21 protein-coding genes are annotated in these 21,407 nt (G+C 66.3%); 14 read left to right on the forward strand and 7 right to left on the reverse strand.

Annotated elements, in window-relative coordinates:
- Positions 1 to 64: 64 nt before the first annotated feature.
- Positions 65 to 1,237: an MFS transporter gene (locus tag APS40_RS01050; protein ID WP_055045295.1), complete on the reverse strand. Its 1,173-nt coding sequence runs from the start codon at positions 1,235 to 1,237 to the stop codon at positions 65 to 67.
- Positions 1,238 to 1,351: 114 nt separating this feature from the next.
- Between APS40_RS01050 and APS40_RS01055 the strand changes: the two genes are divergently transcribed.
- Positions 1,352 to 1,735, forward strand: a complete 384-nt coding sequence (locus tag APS40_RS01055) for an ArsR/SmtB family transcription factor (protein ID WP_055045296.1) — start codon at positions 1,352 to 1,354, stop codon at positions 1,733 to 1,735.
- Entirely contained in the window at positions 1,701 to 2,159 is a 459-nt protein-coding gene (locus APS40_RS01060) for a GNAT family N-acetyltransferase (protein WP_055045297.1), read from the forward strand. The genes APS40_RS01055 and APS40_RS01060 overlap by 35 nt, the downstream gene beginning before the upstream one ends.
- A gap of 273 nt (positions 2,160 to 2,432) precedes the next feature.
- Here APS40_RS01060 and APS40_RS01065 read toward each other — a convergent pair whose 3' ends face one another.
- The 3 genes from APS40_RS01065 to APS40_RS01075 all read right to left on the reverse strand — a co-directional run bounded on the left by APS40_RS01065 (position 2,433) and on the right by APS40_RS01075 (position 4,591).
- Complete coding sequence (locus APS40_RS01065; RefSeq protein ID WP_156342775.1) at positions 2,433 to 2,708, reverse strand: hypothetical protein; 276 nt, start codon at positions 2,706 to 2,708, stop codon at positions 2,433 to 2,435.
- Positions 2,709 to 2,810: 102 nt separating this feature from the next.
- Positions 2,811 to 4,100 carry a helix-turn-helix transcriptional regulator gene (locus APS40_RS01070; RefSeq protein ID WP_055045299.1) on the reverse strand — a complete coding sequence of 430 codons (1,290 nt, stop codon included), beginning with the start codon at positions 4,098 to 4,100 and terminating at the stop codon, positions 2,811 to 2,813.
- A gap of 161 nt (positions 4,101 to 4,261) precedes the next feature.
- Positions 4,262 to 4,591, reverse strand: a complete 330-nt coding sequence (locus APS40_RS01075) for a DUF6665 family protein (RefSeq protein WP_055045300.1) — start codon at positions 4,589 to 4,591, stop codon at positions 4,262 to 4,264.
- Between the two features lie 78 nt (positions 4,592 to 4,669).
- Between APS40_RS01075 and yddG the strand changes: the two genes are divergently transcribed.
- Both yddG and APS40_RS01085 read left to right on the forward strand, forming a co-directional pair.
- A complete protein-coding gene (gene yddG, locus APS40_RS01080) occupies positions 4,670 to 5,563 on the forward strand; it encodes an aromatic amino acid exporter YddG (RefSeq protein WP_055045301.1) in 894 nt (297 codons plus the stop codon).
- 171 nt (positions 5,564 to 5,734) lie between these two features.
- The gene (locus tag APS40_RS01085) at positions 5,735 to 7,072 is read left to right on the forward strand and encodes a tetratricopeptide repeat protein (protein ID WP_055045302.1); all 1,338 of its coding nucleotides are present in this window, start codon (positions 5,735 to 5,737) and stop codon (positions 7,070 to 7,072) included.
- 84 nt (positions 7,073 to 7,156) lie between these two features.
- Here the strand turns inward: APS40_RS01085 and APS40_RS01090 are convergent, their stop codons facing one another.
- The gene (locus tag APS40_RS01090) at positions 7,157 to 9,940 is read right to left on the reverse strand and encodes a M16 family metallopeptidase (protein ID WP_082434112.1); all 2,784 of its coding nucleotides are present in this window, start codon (positions 9,938 to 9,940) and stop codon (positions 7,157 to 7,159) included.
- 96 nt (positions 9,941 to 10,036) lie between these two features.
- Between APS40_RS01090 and clpS the strand changes: the two genes are divergently transcribed.
- Both clpS and APS40_RS01100 read left to right on the forward strand, forming a co-directional pair.
- The gene (clpS, locus tag APS40_RS01095) at positions 10,037 to 10,345 is read left to right on the forward strand and encodes an ATP-dependent Clp protease adapter ClpS (protein WP_055049501.1); all 309 of its coding nucleotides are present in this window, start codon (positions 10,037 to 10,039) and stop codon (positions 10,343 to 10,345) included.
- 211 nt (positions 10,346 to 10,556) lie between these two features.
- Positions 10,557 to 11,393: a ChaN family lipoprotein gene (locus APS40_RS01100; protein ID WP_055045304.1), complete on the forward strand. Its 837-nt coding sequence runs from the start codon at positions 10,557 to 10,559 to the stop codon at positions 11,391 to 11,393.
- Between the two features lie 232 nt (positions 11,394 to 11,625).
- On the opposite strand, the gene APS40_RS01105 is transcribed toward APS40_RS01100, so the two are convergent.
- The gene (locus tag APS40_RS01105) at positions 11,626 to 12,108 is read right to left on the reverse strand and encodes an SRPBCC family protein (RefSeq protein ID WP_055045305.1); all 483 of its coding nucleotides are present in this window, start codon (positions 12,106 to 12,108) and stop codon (positions 11,626 to 11,628) included.
- 254 nt (positions 12,109 to 12,362) lie between these two features.
- On the opposite strand from APS40_RS01105, the gene APS40_RS01110 reads away from it, so the two are divergent.
- Together APS40_RS01110 and APS40_RS01115 are read left to right on the forward strand one after the other, a co-directional pair.
- Entirely contained in the window at positions 12,363 to 12,872 is a 510-nt protein-coding gene (locus APS40_RS01110) for a hypothetical protein (protein WP_055045306.1), read from the forward strand.
- A 79-nt stretch (positions 12,873 to 12,951) separates the two neighbouring features.
- Positions 12,952 to 13,536 carry an NADPH-dependent FMN reductase gene (locus APS40_RS01115; RefSeq protein WP_055045307.1) on the forward strand — a complete coding sequence of 195 codons (585 nt, stop codon included), beginning with the start codon at positions 12,952 to 12,954 and terminating at the stop codon, positions 13,534 to 13,536.
- On the opposite strand, the gene APS40_RS01120 is transcribed toward APS40_RS01115, so the two are convergent.
- Positions 13,537 to 13,818 carry a DUF2277 domain-containing protein gene (locus tag APS40_RS01120; RefSeq protein ID WP_055045308.1) on the reverse strand — a complete coding sequence of 94 codons (282 nt, stop codon included), beginning with the start codon at positions 13,816 to 13,818 and terminating at the stop codon, positions 13,537 to 13,539.
- 372 nt (positions 13,819 to 14,190) lie between these two features.
- Between APS40_RS01120 and APS40_RS01125 the strand changes: the two genes are divergently transcribed.
- The 6 genes from APS40_RS01125 to APS40_RS01150 all read left to right on the forward strand — a co-directional run bounded on the left by APS40_RS01125 (position 14,191) and on the right by APS40_RS01150 (position 21,365).
- The gene (locus APS40_RS01125) at positions 14,191 to 14,403 is read left to right on the forward strand and encodes a hypothetical protein (RefSeq protein ID WP_055045309.1); all 213 of its coding nucleotides are present in this window, start codon (positions 14,191 to 14,193) and stop codon (positions 14,401 to 14,403) included.
- A 39-nt stretch (positions 14,404 to 14,442) separates the two neighbouring features.
- Positions 14,443 to 15,096 (forward strand): DUF2161 domain-containing phosphodiesterase, encoded by a 654-nt coding sequence (locus APS40_RS01130; protein ID WP_055045310.1) that lies wholly within the window; start codon positions 14,443 to 14,445, stop codon positions 15,094 to 15,096.
- 222 nt (positions 15,097 to 15,318) lie between these two features.
- On the forward strand, positions 15,319 to 18,642 hold the full coding sequence (gene carB, locus APS40_RS01135; protein WP_055045311.1) for a carbamoyl-phosphate synthase large subunit: 3,324 nt from the start codon (positions 15,319 to 15,321) through the stop codon (positions 18,640 to 18,642).
- 51 nt (positions 18,643 to 18,693) lie between these two features.
- Positions 18,694 to 19,452: an AAA family ATPase gene (locus APS40_RS01140; RefSeq protein WP_055045312.1), complete on the forward strand. Its 759-nt coding sequence runs from the start codon at positions 18,694 to 18,696 to the stop codon at positions 19,450 to 19,452.
- Between the two features lie 409 nt (positions 19,453 to 19,861).
- Positions 19,862 to 20,500, forward strand: a complete 639-nt coding sequence (gene catB, locus APS40_RS01145; RefSeq protein WP_055045313.1) for a type B chloramphenicol O-acetyltransferase — start codon at positions 19,862 to 19,864, stop codon at positions 20,498 to 20,500.
- 67 nt (positions 20,501 to 20,567) lie between these two features.
- Positions 20,568 to 21,365 (forward strand): nucleotidyltransferase domain-containing protein, encoded by a 798-nt coding sequence (locus APS40_RS01150; RefSeq protein WP_055045314.1) that lies wholly within the window; start codon positions 20,568 to 20,570, stop codon positions 21,363 to 21,365.
- Positions 21,366 to 21,407 lie beyond the last annotated feature (42 nt).

Genomic DNA, 21,407 nt, shown 5'->3' on the forward strand with positions numbered 1-21,407 from the left:
CCCCTCGCCCGACGATGAGTAGGAGAGCCCCCGGCGCTGGTCAAGGCGCCGGGAACTAAGCCTTTCAGCCGAGCCTTGGCATGGCGACGGCGCGTGGCCGGCTGAGGATCAGGACGCCCAGCGCCATGACCGGGAAGATCGCCGCCACCAGCCCGAGCTCACTGATCGGCAGGTGCTCGAGCACCAGGCCGCCCACCAGCGCGCCGACCGCGGTGCCGAGATAGAGGAACGACGCGTTGAGCGACAGCGCCAGCGGCGCCGAGCTCGGCGACAATGCCACGACGCGGCTCACCTGCCCGGGCACGAACATCCAGCCGGCCACGCCCCAGGCAACCATGAAGGCGAAGTAGGCCGGCAGGATCGTCGCCTGCGGCAGGAGCGGAATGGCGCCGAGCAGCAACAGGAAGCCGATGTTGAGCACTGCCGCGATCGTCACCGTCGCCTGCGCGCCGATCCGGTCCGACAATTGCCCGCCCAGCGGATTGCCGAGCGCCGCGCCGAGCCCGTAGGCCAGCATCACGAAGGGCAGCAGCCCCGCATCGAGCCCCATCAGCCTGGTGGTCACCGGCCCCAGATAAATGAACGCCGCGAACGGCCCGGTCATGTAGAGGAGAATGGTCAGCAGCGCCGGCACGAGGCCTGGCACGCTGAGCACGCCCAGCCGTTCGCCGAGCCCGCGCCGGTCGCCCTGGATGCCGCTCGGCAGCATCACCCAGATGGCGGCGGCGGTCAGCACCCCGACCGCCGCAATGGCGAAATAGGTGCCGCGCCACCCGGCAAAACCAGAAAGGAATGCCCCTATCGGCGCGCCTAGCGCCACCGCCATGGTGGTGCCGGCAACCACTGTCGCCACCGCCCGCGCCCGCCGCTCGGCCGGCGCCAGCGTCACCGCCGCCGCCTGCGCCGTGGCCGCATAGAGCCCGGCCGATGCGGCGATGACCAGCCGCGCCACCAGCAGCACGACGTAGCCCTGCGACAGCGCCGCAAGCAGCGCGCCGGCGGCGAACACCAGCGCCACCACCGCCAGCAGCGGGCGCCGGTCGAAGCGCCCGGTCAGCGCCGAAAGCACCGGTGCCCCCACCGCGTAGGCGATGGCATAGGCAAAGACCAGATAGCCGGCCTGGGTGATCGTCACGCCGCTATCGGCCGCGATGGCCGGCAGAAGCGTGGCGATGACGAAGCCCTCGACGCCGACGGCAAAAGTGCCGAGCGCCAGCCAGATGAGCCGCGTGTCCATGGAGAGATTCCTTAGTTCAATGATCGTTGAACAAATGAACCTCCTCAGCACAACCGTCAAGGGCGTAGTTCAACATTCATTGAACTTTGAGAAGGAATGGCTTAGGTGTTGGCCATGAACACCCTGCCCGCCTTGCCCCATCCGGATGCCGATCAGATCACCCTGCCGAATGTACTGGCCGCGCTGGGCGATGCGACGCGGCTGGCGATCATCGGGCAGTTGTCGCGCTGCGAAGGCATCGGAATGACCTGCGGGCAATTTACCGACCTCGCCAGCAAGACGTCGATTACCTATCACGTAAGCAAGCTGCGCGAGGCCGGCGTGGTCAACGTAACCCCGGAAGGCACGCGGCGCCGGGTGACCCTGCGGCGCGACGACCTCGACCACCGCTTCCCCGGCTTCCTCGACTCGATCATCGCCAGTACGGCTGACCTCAGCATCGAGGGATTCGAGGACCAACCCAATGAACCGGCTGACCTATCGCGACGCGACCCCTGAGGATCTCGGCTTCATCGTCCGGCTGATCGTCGACGACAGCGTCGTCGCCACCGACGACCGCCCGGACGAACCGCAGCACCCGCGCTATCTCGCTGCTTTCGAGGCGATTGCTGCCGACCCCAACCAGCGACTGATCATTGCCGAACTCGACGGCCAACCGGTCGGCACCCAGCAACTCACCTTCATCCCCGGCATCGCCCGCTTCGGCGAACGGCGCTGCCTGATCGAGGCCGTGCACATCGCGCCCGAACATCGCAACAGGGGGTTTGGCGGCGAGATGATCAACTGGGCCATCGCCGAGGCGCGCGCCAACGATTGTGGCCTGGTGCAGCTCACGTCGAACAAGCAACGCCTCGACGCCCACCGCTTCTACGAACGGCTGGGCTTCAAGAAGAGCCATGAGGGCTTCAAGCTGGCGCTTTAGAGCGGCCCCGTTCGTGGACTGGGGCAAGATCCAGCCAAATCCACCGGCCCCACCTCCCCCTTGATGGGGGAGGCAAGCGGAGCTTGTCGCTTCAGCGACTTAGCGACGCTCGGAGGGGACGGGGCGGCAGTCGCGGTGCAGCGCTGCGGATAACGACAGCGAGGTCGGTGTTTGTGGCTCCCCCTCCCAACCTCCCCCACAAGGGGGGAGGTGCCGTTCGGGGTTGGGGCAGGATCCAGTCACACCCACTGCCCCTTGACGGCCTCGCCGCTTCTACCGCTCGGCAGACCTCACCACCACCGCCACCAGTTCGGCCCGCGCCCCGTCATCGGGCAAATCATGCGGCCCAAACCCCTCGGCGCTATTGACGTTCAGCACCACACCTGTGGTCCGGAACCCCAGCACTTCTTCGAAACCACCGCTCTCGCCCTGCACCATCAGTGGCGCAGCGGGATCGAATGTCTCCAGCATGGCGATCACGTCACCCACGGTGAGCCCGGTGAGCTGTGGTGCGCCGGCTGCAGGGCGTCTTTCCAGAAGGTCGAGCACGGCGATGAGTCCTGAGATGCATTCCATCCGGACAATGCGCAGTACCCGGCAAAAGCCGCACCCCACAAATGCGGGGTCCAGCCACCTATGGGCGGTATTGCTCTAGAGATATTGCAGCCGCGCCACGAGGTGTCCGAGCTCGGACTGCTTGTTGATTCCGAGCTTGTCGTAGACCGTCTTCATCGTCGAGCGCGCGGTGTGCTCGGAGATTTTCAGTTCCGCCGCCGCGCCGCGCGGCGCATAGCCGACGCCGACCAGCGCCGCGAGCTTCGCCTCCGCTCCGGTCAGCCCGAACAGTTGCAGCATCTGCGCGGCATCGCGCCGCTCCGGCCCGTGCGGATCGGCCAGCAGCACCAGCGCCGCGTCGCCGCCATGGTCTCCATGCTCCAGCGGCATGACATAGGCGAGCAGATGCCCGCCGCCCGGCCGGGTCAGTGCGATCGGCTCGGACACCCGCGGGCCCTTGCGGGCGCAACTCATCTTCAAGGCCTGGCACAACGCATGCTTTTCGGCCGGCATCCCGCTCAGCAGCGGTTCGCCCGGCCGCGGCCCGTCCGGCCCGAGCAGCGCGCGACCGCTGGCATTGGCCTCGATCAGCGTTCCATCCTGCCGCACCACGGCGGCGGCCCTGCCCGTATCCTCGATCAGCCCGAGAAACACCGTCGCGGCATTGCCCGAGGCCGCGCGCCCTACCACACGCGGCTCGCTCCAGATCGAGGTGACCCGGGAAGCGTCGAGCGCAAACACGTGCTCCACCGGCCGCAGCGCCCGCATGTAGTCGGGTGCGTCGTCGGTGATCTCCAGCGTCACGATCTCGGCATCGGCCAGGTCGGCCACGGTCGAATCGGCGTGCTTGATCAGGCCGGCATCGGTCAGCCCGAGGAAGTTGTCGACGCCCGACAGCGCCGGCCGCATCTGGCCTGGCCGGATCGTCGCGCGCAGCCAGTCGACCCCGCCGACCGAGGCGACGCCATGCAGCAGGTCACCCTCGCGCCAGGTCCGCGCCACGCCCTCGACGGTCGCGCTGGAGTAGAATTTGCGCATCATCGTCGCGCCGGGCTCATCCATGATGTTGCCCATGACGAACATGCCTTCGCCCACGTCGGAGCCGCGCACGCCCTGCACTGACACCCCGACCACCCCGCGCAGATAAGGAGCGATGCCATAGCCGCTCGGTGCCTGATAGATGCCGAGCACGCCGATGCTGGCCGGCGACAGCACCAGCCCCTCTGGCAGGAACGGCCGAACCGCTTCCGGATCGATCCGGAAGCCAGCCCAGATCACATCGACGGCAAGTTTCTGGAACGGCGGCACGATGTCGGCATCCGAACGGCGAACCGAGAACGGCCGCTCCATGCCCCCGAGGGATCTGCGCACTTCATCGCCCAGCATCGGCTTCCCCTGGTCGGATCAAACCGATCCGAAACAGCTGCCACTATCCGCGTTCGACGCCCCGCGCGGATCAGGCATGTAATCGATCTCACAGAGTCTAGGGAAATCGCTGGGCGGGATCAATGCGCATAAGTCGCAAAGAAAGGCCATTCTACCGAAGATCATTTCTCTATCGCACCGAGCCGAACAAGCACTTCCTGCGGGATCTGGTAGTGCCGTATAGCATCGCGCTGGTCCCGCATGCCGCAGGCTTCCCGCTGCACGAAGAACTTCCACACGTCACGCGCAGCGGCCTTGATCAGGATCAAACGTTCTTCCGCGGTGCCCGGCGCTGCGTCGAACGCCTGGAGCGCCGCCATCGCCTTTTCCACCTGTCGCCCGTGATAGCCCAGCGACGAGGCCTTTTCGGCAAGCACCTCGGTTTCGATCGGCCCGAAGCCGCTGGTCAGGCGTTGGCGAAGTTCAGCGAGATCGGCGAGGCTCAGGCTCATGCGACAAAGCTAGGGAACGGCGTTCGGCCCTGCAACCCCTGCCCTTCTCCAGCTTGCGGCGGCGCGCTAGAAGCGTGCATGATCAGCCCTCTCTCGCGCTCCACCGCCACCTTCGTCGGCTTCACCGCGGTCCTGCTGTGGTCGCTGCTGGCGTTCCTCACCGCCGCCAGCGGCGCCGTGCCCGCCCTCCAGCTGACCGCCATCACTTTCGCCCTGGGTGGATTGTCCCTGCTGCTCATTCGCCCCGGCGCGCTCAAGGCGATGCGCCAACCGCTTCCGGTCTGGCTGCTCGGGGTCGGCGGCCTGTTCGGCTACCACTTCTGCTATTTCTTCGCACTCAGGAACGCCCCACCGGTCGAGGCCGGGCTGATCAACTATCTGTGGCCGCTGCTGATCGTGGTGTTCTCGGCGTTCCTCCCGGGGGAGCGGCTGAAAGGGCAGCACATCGCCGGCTGTGCCCTGGCGCTCATTGGCGCCGTGCTGGTGGTGACGCGCGGCCAGGGGTTCGGTTTCGATGCACAATATACCCTTGGCTACGCCGCGGCGCTCTGCGCCGCCGTGATCTGGTCGGGCTATTCGGTGCTGTCGCGCCGCTTTGCCACGGTCAGCAGCGACGCCATCGCCGGCTTCTGCCTCGTGACCGCCGTTCTCGCCGCGATCTGCCATCTGTTGCTCGAACAGACGGTGTGGCCCGCCACTGCATGGCAATGGGCCGCACTGCTCGGCCTCGGGCTCGGGCCGGTGGGGCTCGCCTTCTACGTTTGGGATATCGGGGTCAAGCGCGGCGACATCCAGGTGCTCGGCGCCGCATCGTACTCGGCGCCGCTGCTCTCGACGCTGATCCTCATCCTCACCGGCTACGCCACCTATAGCCACGTCATCCTGATCGCCTGCCTGCTGATTACTGCCGGCGCCGTTCTCGCCGCCAAGGACCTGCTGTTCGCCCGACGCTCGCCTGTGGCGGGTGAATAGGGCCGGGAGGGATTTCGGCCAGCGCGGGTTGTGCACAGTTGCGGCGCGTTGCGCTCCAGCCTCGCCTGCTTCGCAGCTTGCCCTGCCCGATCAGAGGGAAGTTGACTCCCACCGTCGCTTCGACAGTAAATCTGCCGGGGAGCGGCTGACGCGGAAGACGGAGTTGGGGGCTTGCAGACGTCTGACCAACTGGGGCCGGAGGGCGCCGGCCAGCGGCTGAACAGCTGGAAGGAGATCGCCGCCTTCTTCGGCAAGGACGAGCGTACCGTAAAGCGCTGGGAAACCATTCGCGGACTGCCGGTCCGGCGCGTCCCCGGTGGCACGCGGACCTCCGTGTTCGCTTATGTCGGCGAGCTCGAAGCTTGGCTAAGCGCCCCCCGTCCGGCGGTCGCGCAGACGCGCCCGGTCGAGCTGGTGGAGCCGGTCGCCGCGGCCGAGGCCAAGCAAGTGCCGAGACTGCCGATCGCCGCGGCGGTGGTGATCGTCGTCGCTATCGTCCTCGGCTTTGTCGCCATCGCTGCAATGCCGCGCGCATCGAAACCCGCGCCCGTGCCATCCGAGGCGCAGGCGCTTTACGACGAGGGCGTCATCGCCTGGACCGGACGCACCGCCGCGGGCTTCACCACAGCCATCGAGAAGTTCGATGCCGCACTGGCCATTGCGCCGGACTTTGCCCGGGCCGAGGTCGGTCGGGCCAATGCCTATAACCTGATCAGCCAATATACCCTCGCGCCGCCGGCCGAGTCATACGCCAAGGCGCGGGCCGCCGCCGAACGCGCAATCGCGCTCGACCCGCAGCTGGCCGAAGCCTATGCCGCCCTGGGCTTCAACGCGTTTTACGGCTCGCACGCATTTGCCCGCTCGGCCGACCTGTTCGAAAAATCCCTGGCGCTCGAGCCCAACAACGCCCAGGCGCTGCACTGGTACGCCTTGACCTCGATGCAGTTGGGCAAGTTCGAACGCCCGCTCCAACTGATCGACCGAGCCCTGGCGCTCCAGCCCGACTCCCGCTCCATTCGCGCCAACGCGGCGCTGATCCACTACTATGCGGGTGATACCATCACGGCGATTGCGATGCTGGAACAACTGCGGCAGGCCAATCCCGACTACCTGGCGGTGCCCTCTTACCTCGCGACCATCTATCTCGACCAGCGCCGCTACGCCCGGTTCCTCGACAATTACGAGATCGCCGCCAATGTCGAAGGCAGCGTCGGCCGCCAGTTGATCGCCAAGGCGGCTCGCGCCGCCCTGGCCCGCGGCGGCATCGCCATGCTTGAGGCCATGCTCGGGGAGCAGCAGCGCCAGTTCCAGGCCGAGCGCGAGGACGCCTACAAGGTCGCGGCCACCGCGGCGCTGCTCGGCGACAAGCCGACGGCGCTGCACTATCTCGAGATTGCGGTCGCGCGCCGCGAGACCATCGGGCTGCTGGTGGAGCCCGAGTTCCGCACCCTGCGCGACGAGCCGCGCTTCATCGCGCTGCTCAACCGCCTGGGGCTGCCAACCCGCTAGCGCATTTCACCCGACAAACGCTTCGACCGCTATCCTCCCAACGCAGCGCATATGCGTTGCGTTGGGGTATTGCCGGCGGCCCGCCTAATCCTCGGGCGACAACACCGTGACATCGGTGATGCCGATCGCCTGCAACTGCGGCAGGATCGACTGCGGGTCACCGGCGATGACCACCAGCGCCCGATCGAGCGGCGCCAGCGACTGCGCCGAAGCCTGTACGGCCGGCAGCTGCAGGGCGACGATCTCGTCGAGCTTGCCGTTCATCTCCTCGGCCGTCATCCCGGCACCAGCCGCGCTCACCACCAGTCCGAGCAGGCCGCTCGAGGTTTCGACCGTTCCGGCGGTCGCCCCTGCCGTTGCCATGATCGTGCGGTCGAGCTCGGCCTGGGCCACCGGAGTCGATGCCAGACCTTGGAAGCCGGCGCGAATATCGGCAATCGCTGCTCCCACCTGGTCGGCTGCCACGGCGGACGACACCGTCAGCATGCCGCCGGTCGGGACGTTGGTCCATACCGAGGCGCTTACTCCGTAGGAATAGCCCTTGGTCTCGCGCATCACCTGATTCAGCCGGCTGGTGAAATCACCACCCAGCAGCCGCGCCACCGCGATCGCCTCCAGCACGCCCGGGTCGTTGAAGGCAGGGGCCGGCCGCGACAGGTTGATGATCGCCTGGCTGTTGCCGGCGCTGGGGGTCACGTAGACCTTGAACGCCTCGGCGAACGCCGCCGAAGGATGCGACACCGCCGCAATACCCGGGCTGGCATTGCTCCAGTCGCCGAAGCCGCGCTCGAGCTCCGCCTTGACGGTGGCGAGGCTCACCGAGCCCACGCTGTAGATCGTCATGGTCGTAGGCGTGAAGAGCCTGAGATGTGTCGCCTTGGCCTGTGTTGGCGTCAGCGCGGCTACCCCCTCGGGTGTCGGCTCCAGCGCCGCCCTGCCCTCCGGAATCGGGAACGCCAACGCCTCCATCGCGTAATAGGCTAACGCGCCGGGGTCCATCTTGCGGTAGGCCAGCCCCTGCTGCACCTCCGCCTTCAGCGCATCCCACTCGGCTTGCTCGAAGCGCGGCCGCTGCACCGCATCGGCCATGAGATCGACGCCCGCGGCAAGGTTGGCCGGCGGCACGCCAAGCACGATGGCCGACTGCTCCATGCCGGACTGCCCCGAAATGTCGGCGCCGATGTCCTTGGCGGCCTTGCTGAAGGCTTCGAAACCCCGCTCGCCCGCACCGCGCGCCATCATCATGGTGGTGAGCTCGATCAGCCCTTCCTCGCCCGGCACGTCACTGCCCGCGCCCCCGCTCACCGAGGCAGCGAGCAGCACCAGCGGCGAGCCGCTGGTCTCGTAGTGCACCAGGCGGATGCCGTTCGAAAGCGTCGCGGTTTCCCGCGGCGGCAGCCTGGCCCGCCCCGGCTCGCCGGCCTCGAGCTTTGGCACCTCGACCAGCGACCGGGCCGCCGCCTCGATCGGCACCGCATTGCCCGAGCTTTGCTTGAGCACTGCCGGATAATCGCTGCGCGCCGCCCCTGGCGTGACCGTCAGCACGCTCAGCGCCTCAGGCGCCAGCTGCGCGCGCACGGCGGCTTCGACTTCTGCGGTGGTCAGCGTCAGCAGGTTCGGATCGTCCGCCAGCCCCGGCGAGGCAGCACCATAGAGATCGAAGCGGGTGGCCAGCGTCCGCGCCCGGCTGAGCATCGCCTCCCCGGTCAGCTGCCGGCCGATCCGCAACGTCTGCCGCGTCCGGTCGAGCCCGGCCTGCTCCTGCGGCGCTGCCACGAAATCCGCCACCGCCTTCCGCAGCGCCGCTTCCAGCACCTCGGGAGTTATCCCTGCCGCCGCAGACGCCGAAATCAGGAACCGCCCTCCCAGCCGGCCGGGATCCCATCCGGCACCGGCATTGACAGCAATCCCCTTGTTGACCAGTTCGCGCCGCAGCACGCCATATTCGTAATTGCCCAGGAGGTCGGCCGCGACGGTCAGCGCCGTGCTCGCCTTGGCGCCGATAGCGGGACCGGCGACCGCGAGCACCACCATCGGCGCGGGCACCCGGTCGGTGAAATCGAGCCGCAGCGCCACCGGCTTGGGCGGCGCTGCCGCCGGAACCGCGACATCGGCACCACGCGGCACGCGCCCGAAGGTCTCGGAGATCAGCGCCTTCACGGCTTCGACGTCGAAATCGCCGGCCAGCGCCAGCACCGCGTTGTTGGGCACGTAATAGGTGTCGAAGAAGCCCTTCACGTCATCGAGCTGCGCCGCATCGAGATCGGCAATCGAGCCGATCACCGCCTCCGCGTAGGGGTGCGGCGCCGGGAACAAGGCCGAGCGCAGTGCCGCCATGCCGGGCTGGCCGGCGCTGTCCAGCACCGTCTGCCGCATCTCGTTCTTGACCACGTCACGCTGCAGGTCGAGCTCGCGCTGGTCGACATCGCCGCCCAGGTTCGCCATCCGGTCTGCTTCCACCGACAGCAAGACCGGCAGGGCCGAGGCCAGTGCATCGGCGACATAGACCGTGCGGTCTTCCTCGGTGAAGGCGTTGTTCTGTACGCCCAGCGCCGAATAGGTGTCATCGATCCTGGGATATTCCGGCGTGCCGCTGAACATCAGGTGCTCGAACAGGTGCGCGAAGCCCGACCGCCCCGCCGGCTCGTTCATCCCGCCCACCCGATAGACCAGCGCCAGGCCCACCTTGGGCACCTTGCTGTCCGGCGACAGCAGCACCTCGAGGCCGTTGTCGAGCTGGTATTGCACAACCTTCGGCAGCTCATCGCCGACAACAACATTGGCGCCGCCAAGCAGAACAGCTGCGGCAACAATAACCGACCCAATAAAGCGCACGAAAAAGACCCTGGTGAAAACTATGCTACTCATGCCACGGCCGCTCGCCGGCGTCCAACCATTGCCGGCGGCACCAACCCTCAGCCGGAGGATGCAGGAGCCGACATCCTGCACTATATTGGCCACACCATGGCCAACGACACCGATATCAAGCCGCGCAGCAGGACCGTGCCCAAGTTGGCACGGCCACCGCTCCACAAGGTCATCCTCGTCAACGACGATTTCACCCCGCGCGATTTCGTGGTGCGAGTGCTGAAAGCCGAGTTCCGGATCTCCGAGGACCAGGCGCACCGCATCATGATCACCGCCCACACCAAGGGTTCGTGCGTCGTCGCCGTGTTCACCCAGGAGATCGCCGAGACCAAGGCCAAACGCGCCACCGAGATGGCCCGCAACGAAGGCTACCCCTTGCTCTTCACCACCGAGCCCGAGGAGTAGAATCGGTTCAGGTGCAGTACCGCACCAGGGCCAGCAGATCCCACTGAGCCCCGCCGCGCGCAGGTGCGCCACCCAGTGGAGGTGCCCCACCCACCGGGAAGACGAGCCCAGGTGCCTGATCGCTCTGGTTGACCGGCCGCCCGGCAGCCGCTACCACCCTGCTCGCAAGCCAGCATCTGCAAGCCAGCACCCCGAACGCGAACGAGCTGGCATGACTGATACGACCTCCCCCACCATCGCGATCGCCCCCGGGACCTGGCTCGATCCACGGACTGCCGAACCGGTCGCCCATTCGCAACTGATGCGCCACCTGGCGCTGCAGCGCGTGGTGCTTTTGGGCGAAACGCACGACCGCTATGATGTGCATCGCTGGCAGTTGCATGTCGCCGCCGGCATCGTGGCGCATCGCTCCGACATTGCGCTCGGGTTCGAAATGTTCCCGCGACGGCTGCAGCCGGTGCTTGACGCCTTCATCGCCGGCGCCTTCGCCAGCACCGCCGATTTCCTCGAGGCCGCCGAGTGGAGTGAGGTGTGGCGCTTCGATCCGGCGCTCTACCTGCCGCTGTTCCAGTTCTGCCGGCAGTTCCGGCTGCCCATGCTGGCGCTCAACTGTCACCGCCCGCTGGTCACCCGCGTCGGCAAGGAAGGCTGGGAGGCAATTCCCGTCGATGAGCGCGACGGCCTCACCCCGGCCCGCCCGGCCTTGCCGGCCTATCGCGAGTATCTCGCCCGCTTTGCCGGCCCGTCGGGCCGGCCGCGCGACGCGATGACTTCGGACCGGTTCGTTCGCGCTCAGCAGACCTGGGACCGTGCCTTCGCCTGCAATATCGCGCGCGCCCTCGATGGTCCGGCGCCGCCGCTGGTAATCGGCATCATCGGCCGCGGCCATCTCGAATATGGCTATGGCACGCCCTATCAGTTGGCCGACCTCGGCATCGACCGCGTCTCCATCGCGCTCCCCACCGACAACGCCTTCGATCCGCTGGGCGAAGCCAATATTGCTGACGCGCTGTTCCGGTTGCCGGCGACGGACGGAAGGGCGGGGTGAGTGGGCCTGCCGTGTAAGCGGCTACGGCTCCCTTGCGTCTCGCTTGGGGGCAATGCGGTGCGCACAGAATACCCCCCACCCTCTCCCTCCCCCGCAAGGGGGGAGGAGACCAAAACACTGGCCCTGGTGTGGGCGTCTGCCTCCCCCTTGCGGGGAGGGGACAGGGGTGGGGGTGCTCTTCCCGCACCAGCCTGTCGATCGCATTGCCGCGATGGCAACGCTGGACCCGTCATCAATGCGCCCTCAGCACCTGCTCGAGCTGCTCGGTCACCAGCCCCCAGCCCTCGTGAAAGCCCATCTGCTCGTGCGCGGCCTTGTCCTCGGCGTTCCAGTGCTGGCAGCGCGCGATGTAGCGGGTCTTGCCGCCGACATCCTCGAAGGTGAGGGTCACCGTCATGAACGGCTTCTCGCTTGCCTGCCAGTCCCCGACATAGGCGTCGGTGAACACCAGCTTCCGGTTCGGCACCACCTCCAGGTACTGGCCGGGGTTTGGATACTCGGTGCCGCTCTCGTCGACCATGACAACGAGGCTGCCGCCGCCGGGTCGCACGTCGTTGATCACCCGCGACGTCGTCCAGGGCCGCGGCGCGAACCACTTTTTCATCAGCGCCGGATCGGTCCAGCCGCGATAGACCTGCTCCACCGGGGCATTGATGATGCGGGCCAGCACCAGCTGGTTGTCGTTGTCGGGGGTGATGTCGAGCTTGGTGGTCATCTGGTTCTTCCTCGGTTCGAACTGCCTGTCCGATGTCACGACGAACCACGCCGACCAAAATCGACAACGCCGCCGGAGAAACTTCCGAAAAACGCGCGCTGTTCGCTGCCGCTCGCCGGCCGGCGCTGCATGCCGATTCCCGCGCCGTTCATCCGGGCTTCATCCCGGCACCAGCAAAACTGTGTGAACCCTTCGCGCAACCTTAGCGGCCGCGCTACCGTTGCTTACCGAAACGCCCGATTCCGGAGTTGTCCATGCTGCGCCTGCCGACGAGCCTCAAGGTCCTCGCCCTCGCCTCCGCCCTCGTCCTGCCCGTCACCCTGCCGGCCACCGCCGGCGAGGCCGAGAATGCACTCCTCGCCAAATATGAAGGAAACTGGCGTGGCACCGGCAAGGTGACCGGCCCCGACCCCGGCACGGTGGTCTGTCGGTTGACCTTCAAGGCGGCGAGCGCCGGCAAGCTGACCTATTCCGGCCGCTGCTCCTTCGGCGGCTCGGGCGCCGCGAGCTTCCGCGGCAGCATGGTCTACAATGACGCAGCCAAGCGCTTCGAGGCCGCTTCGTCGGCTCAAGGCGCCTCCACCACGACCATCGGCAAGCGGGCGGGCAACAGCATCGTCTTCGCCTCGGCCGGCATGAAGACCAGCTACGGCGTCGCCTCCTCGATCATGACCCTAAGCGGCAGCAGCATCAAGCTGGGCTTCACCCTGGTCGACAAGAAGGGCCAGACCACCGCCTCGGCCATCACCTTCAAGAAGAGCTGAGCCGCCCCGCGCTTGAAACCCCGGCTCCCCCTCTGCGTTGTTCCTCGTGCTGTGGAGGAGCAACCCAAAGGAGCTGCCCATGAGTAACGTGAAGGTCGGCTACCTGATCGGTAGTCTCGCCAAGGCGTCGATCAACCGCAAATTGGCCAAGGCGCTGGTGCGCCTGGCGCCGTCGGAGATGCAGCTCAGCGAAATCAGCTTCGCCGAACTGCCGCTCTACAGCTACGACTATGATGCCGACTTTCCGCCGGTCGCCCGCACCTTCAAGGCGGCGCTGGCCGATGCCGAGGCAATCCTCTTCGTTACGCCCGAATACAATCGCTCGATTCCCGGAGGGCTCAAGAACGCCATCGATTGGGCCAGCCGCCCATGGGGACAGAACTCCTTCGCCCGCAAGCCGACCGCCATCATCGGCGCCTCGACCGGCGCCATCGGCACGGCGGTGGCGCAGCAGAGTCTCAGGAGCGTGATGGCCTTCTGCAACTCACCGCTGATGAACTCGATCGAAGCCTACATCCAGTTCAAGCCCGGCCTGATAACCGATGACGGCGACGTCACCAACGAAGCCACGGCCGAGTTCCTGCGCAACTACATGGCCGAGTTCTACGGCTTCATCGAGCGCGTCTACACGGCGATCCCCCGCCCCCACAGTCCGACGGCGTAGCTATGCCCCCACTCGCGGGGCGTATCTGAGCTTGGCCTTTTCCCGCGCCCGGGCGATCAACACCTCGCGGTCACGCTTGGGCGCGTCGGTCTCGAGTTCCTTGAGCAGCCGTTTCACCACCCGCTCGATATCGGCCACGGCGTCGTTGAAGGCAGCCTCGTTGGTCTTGGAGGGATGGGTATAGCCGGAGATCTTGCGCACGAACTGCAGGGCCGCATCGTGCATCTCGTTCTTGCTGGCCGGCGGCTCGAAGTTGAACAGCGGCTTGATGTTACGGCACATGGCGTGTCTCCCGATGGCGTGGCGACCGAAAAGTCGCACCTCAATTGGGCCTCGACAAGGCCTGCTGTCGGATGCCGGTCAGCGCGCTTCCCCGTCGTCGGCAGGTCCGTCCCTTACCCTCAGGGGAGAAGGTGGCCGAAGGCCGGTTGAGGGGTGAAGCGGTCCAACGAGCGCTCGTTGAGAAGCTGAACCCCTCACTCTGGTTTCGCTACGGACCTGAAGGCCCTAGCTACACTTGCCCTCTCCCTCAGGGGAGAGGGCTCAGCACATACCTCGTCAGCTTTTTTGGACTGCGATGTCGATCCACAAGCGCCTCGCTCGTCGTGAAGTCGAACGGCCATTGAGCCGGAGGTCGCAACCGAGGAGAAATAAATGAGCCTGCTGTCCGTCACCCACGAAGTCGCTCCGCGTTCCAGTCTCGCCGTCGCCGCGCTGCGCGCTCTGGCGCAGAGGTTTATTGCTTGGCGCGCCCAGCGCGCATGCCGGCTCGCCATGCTCAGCCTCCTGGAACTGGATGCCTATCGCCTCGACGATCTCGGCATCAGCATCGAAGCGGTCCGGGACGCGCTCGACGCCCGTCATTGAGCTATTATCGCCGGCAGAGAATCACGCCGGACACCTGCCCTGGAAACCACCCTCTACCCGCCTGTGAAGCGCTTCCTCGAAGCCGCCGGCTACGCCGTCAAAGGTGAAATCGGCGGCTGCGACTTGGTCGGACTACTGGAGGGCGAGCCGCCGCTGCTGGTGGTTTGCGAACTCAAACAGGCCTTTAACCTCGAGTTGCTGCTGCAGGCGGTCGACCGGCAGTCGCAGAGCGACGAGGTGTGGATCGCCGCCCGCCTGTCCCCCACCGGCAAGGGCCGCGAGCGCGACCGCCGCTTCCGCGACCTCTGCCGCCGCCTCGGCGTCGGCATGCTCGGGGTCAGCGCCAGCGACCATGTCGAGATCATCGTCAGCCCCATTGCGCCGACACCGAAAAAGAACACCCGCAAACGCAACCGGCTGGTCGAGGAACATCGCCGCCGCAAGGGCGACCCGACCTCGGGCGGCAGCACGCGGCAGCCGATCATGACCGCCTATCGACAGCAGGCCCTCGCCTGCGCCGCGGCGCTGCAGGCGGGCCCGCTCCGGCCCCGCGACCTCAAGGCCACCACGCCGATCGCCGCCCGCATCCTGCTCGACAACGTCTATGGCTGGTTCGATCGGATCGATCGTGGCGTCTACGGGCTGACCAGCGCCGGCGAGGACGCGTTGAAGCGTTGGCCGGTGGACGCCTGACCGCGCGGGGCAGACGGCCCCCCGCGACAACTTGCACACGCTTCATTCGCGCCGGGGGTTCCCTTCCCCCACCGCTTCGGTTACAGGACGCGCCTAGCCCATAGAGTCCGCCGCCCAAGTCCGCGCCCACGCGCGTCTTTCCGCGCGCCCAACGCTGAGGCCCGAAAGTCGGAAGACGATCGGACCGCCGAAGCGCAAACCGAGAATAAAGAGCGACCCCAGATGCCAAAACGCACCGACATCAAATCGATCCTCATCATCGGTGCGGGTCCGATCATCATCGGACAGGCCTGCGAGTTCGACTATTCCGGCACCCAGGCGTGCAAGGCGCTCAAGGACGAGGGCTACCGGATCATCCTGGTCAACTCCAATCCGGCGACGATCATGACCGATCCCGATCTCGCCGATGCCACCTATGTCGAACCGATCACCCCCGAGATCGTCGCCAAGATCATCGAGAAGGAACGCCCCGACGCGCTGCTCCCCACCATGGGCGGCCAGACGGCACTCAACTGCGCGCTCAGCCTCAAGAAGATGGGCATCCTCGACAAGTTCAACGTCGAGATGATCGGCGCCGATGCCGAGGCCATCGACAAGGCCGAGGACCGCGAGCTGTTCCGTGACGCCATGAAGAAGATCGGGCTCGAGACGCCGCGCTCGATGCTCGCGCACAACACCATCGAGGCGCTGCAGGCGCTCGAGGTGATCGGCCTGCCCTGCATCATCCGCCCCAGCTTCACGCTCGGCGGCACCGGCGGCGGCATTGCCTACAACAAGGAAGAATACCTCGCCATCGTCGAAAGCGGCATCGATGCCTCACCCACCGACGAGGTGCTGATCGAAGAGTCCGTGCTCGGCTGGAAAGAGTACGAGATGGAGGTGGTGCGCGACCGCAACGACAACTGCATCATCATCTGCTCGATCGAGAACGTCGATCCGATGGGCGTCCATACCGGCGATTCCATCACCGTCGCGCCGGCGCTGACGCTGACCGACAAGGAATACCAAATCATGCGCGACGCCTCGATCGCCGTGCTGCGCGAGATCGGCGTCGAGACCGGCGGCTCGAACGTGCAGTTCGCCATCAACCCGGCCGATGGCCGGATGATCGTCATCGAAATGAACCCGCGCGTGTCGCGTTCGTCCGCCTTGGCGTCGAAGGCCACCGGCTTCCCGATCGCCAAGGTCGCCGCCCGCCTCGCCGTCGGCTACACGCTCGACGAGCTCGAGAACGACATTACCGGCGGCGCCACCCCGGCCTCGTTCGAGCCGACCATCGACTACGTCGTCACCAAGATCCCGCGCTTCGCCTTCGAGAAGTTCCCGGGCGCCGACAACCGCCTTACCACCTCGATGAAGTCGGTGGGTGAAGCCATGGCCATCGGCCGCACCTTCCAGGAATCGCTGCAGAAGGCGCTGCGCTCGCTTGAGACCGGGCTCACCGGCCTCAACGAGATCGGCATCCCCGGCTTCGTTTCCGGCGCGCCGGAAGACGACAACGAGAATGCGGTATTCGCCGCCATCTCCACCCCCACTCCGCAGCGCCTGCTGCATGTGGCTGAGGCCATGCGGCTCGGCTACAGCCTCGACGACATCCACGATGCGTCGAAGATCGATCCGTGGTTCCTCGAGCAGATGCACGGCCTGGTCGAGACCGAGAACAAGGTGCGCGAGTTCGGGCTGCCCGACACCGCCGGCGCGCTGCGCAGCCTCAAGGCCATGGGCTTTTCCGATCGCCGGCTCGCCGATCTCGCCGGCAAGCAGGCCAAGGATGTACGGGCACTGCGCCGCTCGCTGGGCGTCCGGCCGGTCTACAAGCGCATCGACACGTCCGCGGCCGAGTTCGCCTCGCCCACCGCCTATATGTACTCGACCTACGAAGCGCCGTTCAGCGGTCAGCCCGAAGACGAGGCGCGCCCCTCGGACAAGAAGAAGGTGGTGATCCTCGGTGGTGGCCCGAACCGCATCGGCCAGGGCATCGAGTTCGACTATTGCTGCTGCCATGCCGCCTTCGCGCTCGCCGACGCCGGCTACGAGACCATCATGGTCAACTGCAACCCGGAAACCGTCTCGACCGACTACGACACCTCCGATCGCCTCTATTTCGAGCCGCTCACCGAGGAAGACGTGATCGAAATCCTCGAGACCGAAAAACAGAACGGCACGCTGCACGGCGTCATCGTGCAGTTCGGCGGCCAGACCCCGCTGAATCTCGCCGATGCAGTGGAGAAGGCCGGCGTGCCGATCCTCGGCACCCAGCCCTCCTCGATCGACCTGGCCGAGGACCGCGATCTGTTTTCGAAGCTGATCAGCCGCCTCGACCTGAGCCAGCCCAAGAACGGCATCGCCTATTCGCTCGAACAGGCCCGCCTCGTCGCCGAGCGGCTCGGCTACCCGCTGGTGATCCGCCCGTCCTACGTGCTGGGCGGCCGCGCCATGGCGATCGTCCACTCGCCCAACGAGTTCGAGCGTTACGTGCAGGACACCCTCACCGGCCTCGTGCCGCCCGACATCCTGATCCGTTACCCCAACGACAAGACCGGCCAGATCAACTCGGTCCTCTCCGACAACCCGCTGCTGTTCGACGGCTACCTGAGCCGCGCCATCGAGATCGACGTCGATTGCCTCAGCGACGGCAAGGACGTGTTCGTCTGCGGCATCATGGAGCACATCGAGGAAGCCGGCATCCACTCGGGCGACTCGGCCTGTTCGCTGCCGCCGCAGCACCTGTCGGACGAGATCATCACCGAACTGAAGCGCCAGACCCGCGAACTGGCTCTGGCGCTCAATGTCGGTGGCCTGATGAACGTGCAGTATGCGCTCAAGGACGGCACCATCTACATTCTCGAAGTGAACCCGCGTGCTTCGCGCACGGTGCCGTTCGTCGCCAAGGTGATCGGCGAGCCGATTGCCAAGATCGCCTCGCGCGTCATGGCCGGCGAGAGCCTCGCAAGCTTCAACCTCACCGAGAAGAAACTCAACCACGTGGCGGTGAAGGAGGCAGTTTTCCCGTTCAACCGCTTCCCGGGCGTCGACACGGTGCTCGGCCCCGAGATGAAGTCGACCGGCGAAGTTATCGGGCTCGACACCAGCTACCCCATCGCCTTTGCCAAGTCGCAGCTCGGCGCCGGCTCCAAGGTGCCGCGCGAGGGCACGGTGTTCGTCTCCGTGCGCGATGACGACAAGCCGCTGATCCTCGATTTCTGCCGCCACCTCGAGCATGCCGGCTTCAAGATCGTCGCCACCTCCGGCACCCATAAGTACCTGGTGGAGAACGGCATCGCCGCGACCAAGGTCAACAAGGTGCTGGAAGGCCGTCCGCACATCGTCGACTCGATGAAAAACGGCGGCGTGCAACTGGTGATCAACACCACCGACGGCGCCAAATCGATCTCGGACAGCCGCGACATCCGTCGCACCGCGCTGATGGGCAAGATCCCCTACTACACCACCATCCCGGGTGCGGTAGCGGCGGTCGAGGGCATCATCGCCTATCGCGAGGGCAACCTGCAGGTCCGTCCGCTGCAGAGCTATTTCGCGGCCTGACATTTCAAAGGCGGTCAGCCCTGGCTGGCCGCCCATGCTAGGGGTGGGGTCATGCGCAAATCGCCAACCACCCGGCTACCTGCCCCCTATCTCAAGCGGCTCTGGGTCCAGCAGGACGCCAGCCTGCCTGACGTATACCCGTTCAATCTGCCGTGGCTGAACGCCTCGTTCGAACTGAACTTCGTCGCGCCAGTTACCATCGTCGTTGGTGAAAACGGCACCGGCAAGTCCACCCTCGTCGAGGCCATTGCAGCGCTCTGCGGCTATGACGAAGCCGGTGGCGGCAAGGGCTATCGCCCCAGCGACCACTCCGCCGCAGTCGATCGCAGCGGTGCCCAACTCGCCGATGTGCTGCGCGCTGCCTGGCTGCCCAAGGTCACGGCGGGGTGGTTCTTCCGGGCCGAATCGTTCTTTTCGGTCGCCCGGTACCTCGATCAGGCCGCCATTGCTGCAGCCGCCCCGCCGCCCGACTTTTTGTCCTGGAGCCACGGCGAGGGCTTCGTGCGCTTCTTCGAGGAACGCATGTCCCGGCAGGGCATCTATTTTCTCGACGAGCCCGAAAGCGCGCTGTCGCCAAAACGGCAACTGGAGCTGCTGCGACTACTCGATGCGATCCAGCAATCGGCCGGCGCTCAGATCATCATGGCGACCCATTCGCCCATCCTGATGGCGGTGCCCGGAGCAAGCCTGCTGGAGATCACGCGCGGTGGGCTGACAAAGACCGAGCTGGCCAGAACGCAGCATTTCCGTCTCTACCGGGATTTCATCTCCGATCCCCAAGACTTCATCGCGCGCGCTGCAAGACGGTGAAGGTTGAAACAGGAGGGGCTTGCCGCCCCACCCCACCCAGCTGCGCTAAGCCCGCTGCGCGGGCAAGCTTCGCTGCCCTCCCCATCAAGGGGAGGGAGATCCCCGCAGCTTCGGTTCTTGCGACTCTCCCTCCCCCTTGTGGGGAGGGTAGCAGCTAGGCGAAGCTGTAGCGAAACTGGGTGGGGGTGGGCAACGGGCACCAGGTTTGACACCCTGCCCTGCCGCCCCTAAAAACCCCGCATCATGAAGCTGGCAGACCGAACCACCTCCATCGCGTCGCGCGCCTGATCGGCGGGCGATGCTGCTGCCCCCGGCGCCAGCCGCCGGGCGAATGCGGCTGCCCATTCTCAAGCATCCTCCGGCCTGAGCGTCCGCCCTTGCGGCCCCGGGCCTCTATCGAGACAGCATCATGACCAATTATTTCGAAAGCCCGTTCAAGGGCATCCGGCTCGACGAGCAAGTGACCAACCCCAACATCCTGGTCGGTCGCTTCAGCTATTACTCAGGCTACTATCACGGCCACAGCTTCGACGACTGCGCCCGCTTCCTGATGGCCGATCGCACCGATGTCGATCGGTTGATCATCGGCAGCTTCTGCTCCATCGGCTCCGGGGCCGCCTTCATCATGGCCGGCAATCAGGGGCACCGGCACGACTGGATCAGCACCTTCCCGTTCCACTACATGCCGGAAGTGGCAGCTTTTGCCGGCGCCGCCGATGGTTACGCCCCAGCGGGCGACACCGTCATCGGCAACGATGTGTGGATCGGTTCGGAGGCGATCATCATGCCTGGCGTGACGGTCGGGCATGGCGCGCTGATCGGCACCCGGGCGCTGGTGACGCGGGACGTCGAGCCTTACACGATCGTCGGCGGCAATCCGGCCAAGCCCATTCGCAGGCGCTTCGCCGACGCCGAGATCGCCATGCTGCTCGAAATGAACTGGTGGGACTGGACCGACGAGCATCTGGCCGGCGCGATGCCGCTGTTCACCTCGAACCGTATCGCGGACCTTCATGCATATTGGCAGTCCACAGTACTGACAAGCTGAACATAGGTCTTCTGGACCATGCGACGTTCCACTCCCGATACTATGAAAACCAGCGGGAGGGGACGTCATGGACCAGAGTGAACTGATCGCGCGGGTCGTCGACAGCTTTGGCGGCGATCCGCGCATCACGGCGCTGTTTCTCTCCGGCAGCTTCGGCCGGGGCACGGCAGATGCCCATAGCGACGTCGACCTGCTCGCCATCGCCGACCCCGCGGACCACGAGGGGCTCGCTGGCGACTGGCGCCCGGCGCTCGAGGCCATTACGCCGATCGTCCACTACGTCCGCCTGCCACACGCGCTGGTGCTCAATGCCGTCACCGACGACTGGCTGCGCATCGACCTCCACATCGCTATCCGCGACCACCTCGCCAACGCGGCGCAGGACAGCCTGAAGCCGCTGGTCGATCGCCACGACCTTTACGCCACGCTCCGTCCCGAAACGCCCGAGCCGGCACGCAATCCGGGCCGGCTGGGCTGGATGGTCGGCGAGTTCATCCGCATCCTGGGGCTGACGCCGGTCGCGATCGGGCGCGGCGAAGTCGAGCTGATGACCGTGGGCAACGGCTTTCTGCGACGACTACTCACCGATCTGCTGATCATGGAGGTCAACCCCCGGATTCCCGGTGGCATGCTGCACCTGAGCCGCGTGCTCGACCCCGGACGAATGGCGGTGCTCGCCTCGGTGCCTCTGCCCCAGCTCGACTCCAACTCCGCCATCGCGTCGAACCTGGCGCTCGCCCGCACCTTCATGCCGCGCGCCAAGGCGCTCTGCACCACGCTCGGGGTCGAATGGCCGACCGCCTTCGAAGCCGCGACCCGGCGCAACCTGCAGCGCGCCCTGCCGGACCGCACCATCGACTGGTAGCGGCAACAGGCGCATAATGGCGACCACACTCGCGGAGCCCCC

The sequence above is a fragment of the Devosia sp. A16 genome (assembly GCF_001402915.1).
Lineage (GTDB): Bacteria > Pseudomonadota > Alphaproteobacteria > Rhizobiales > Devosiaceae > Devosia_A.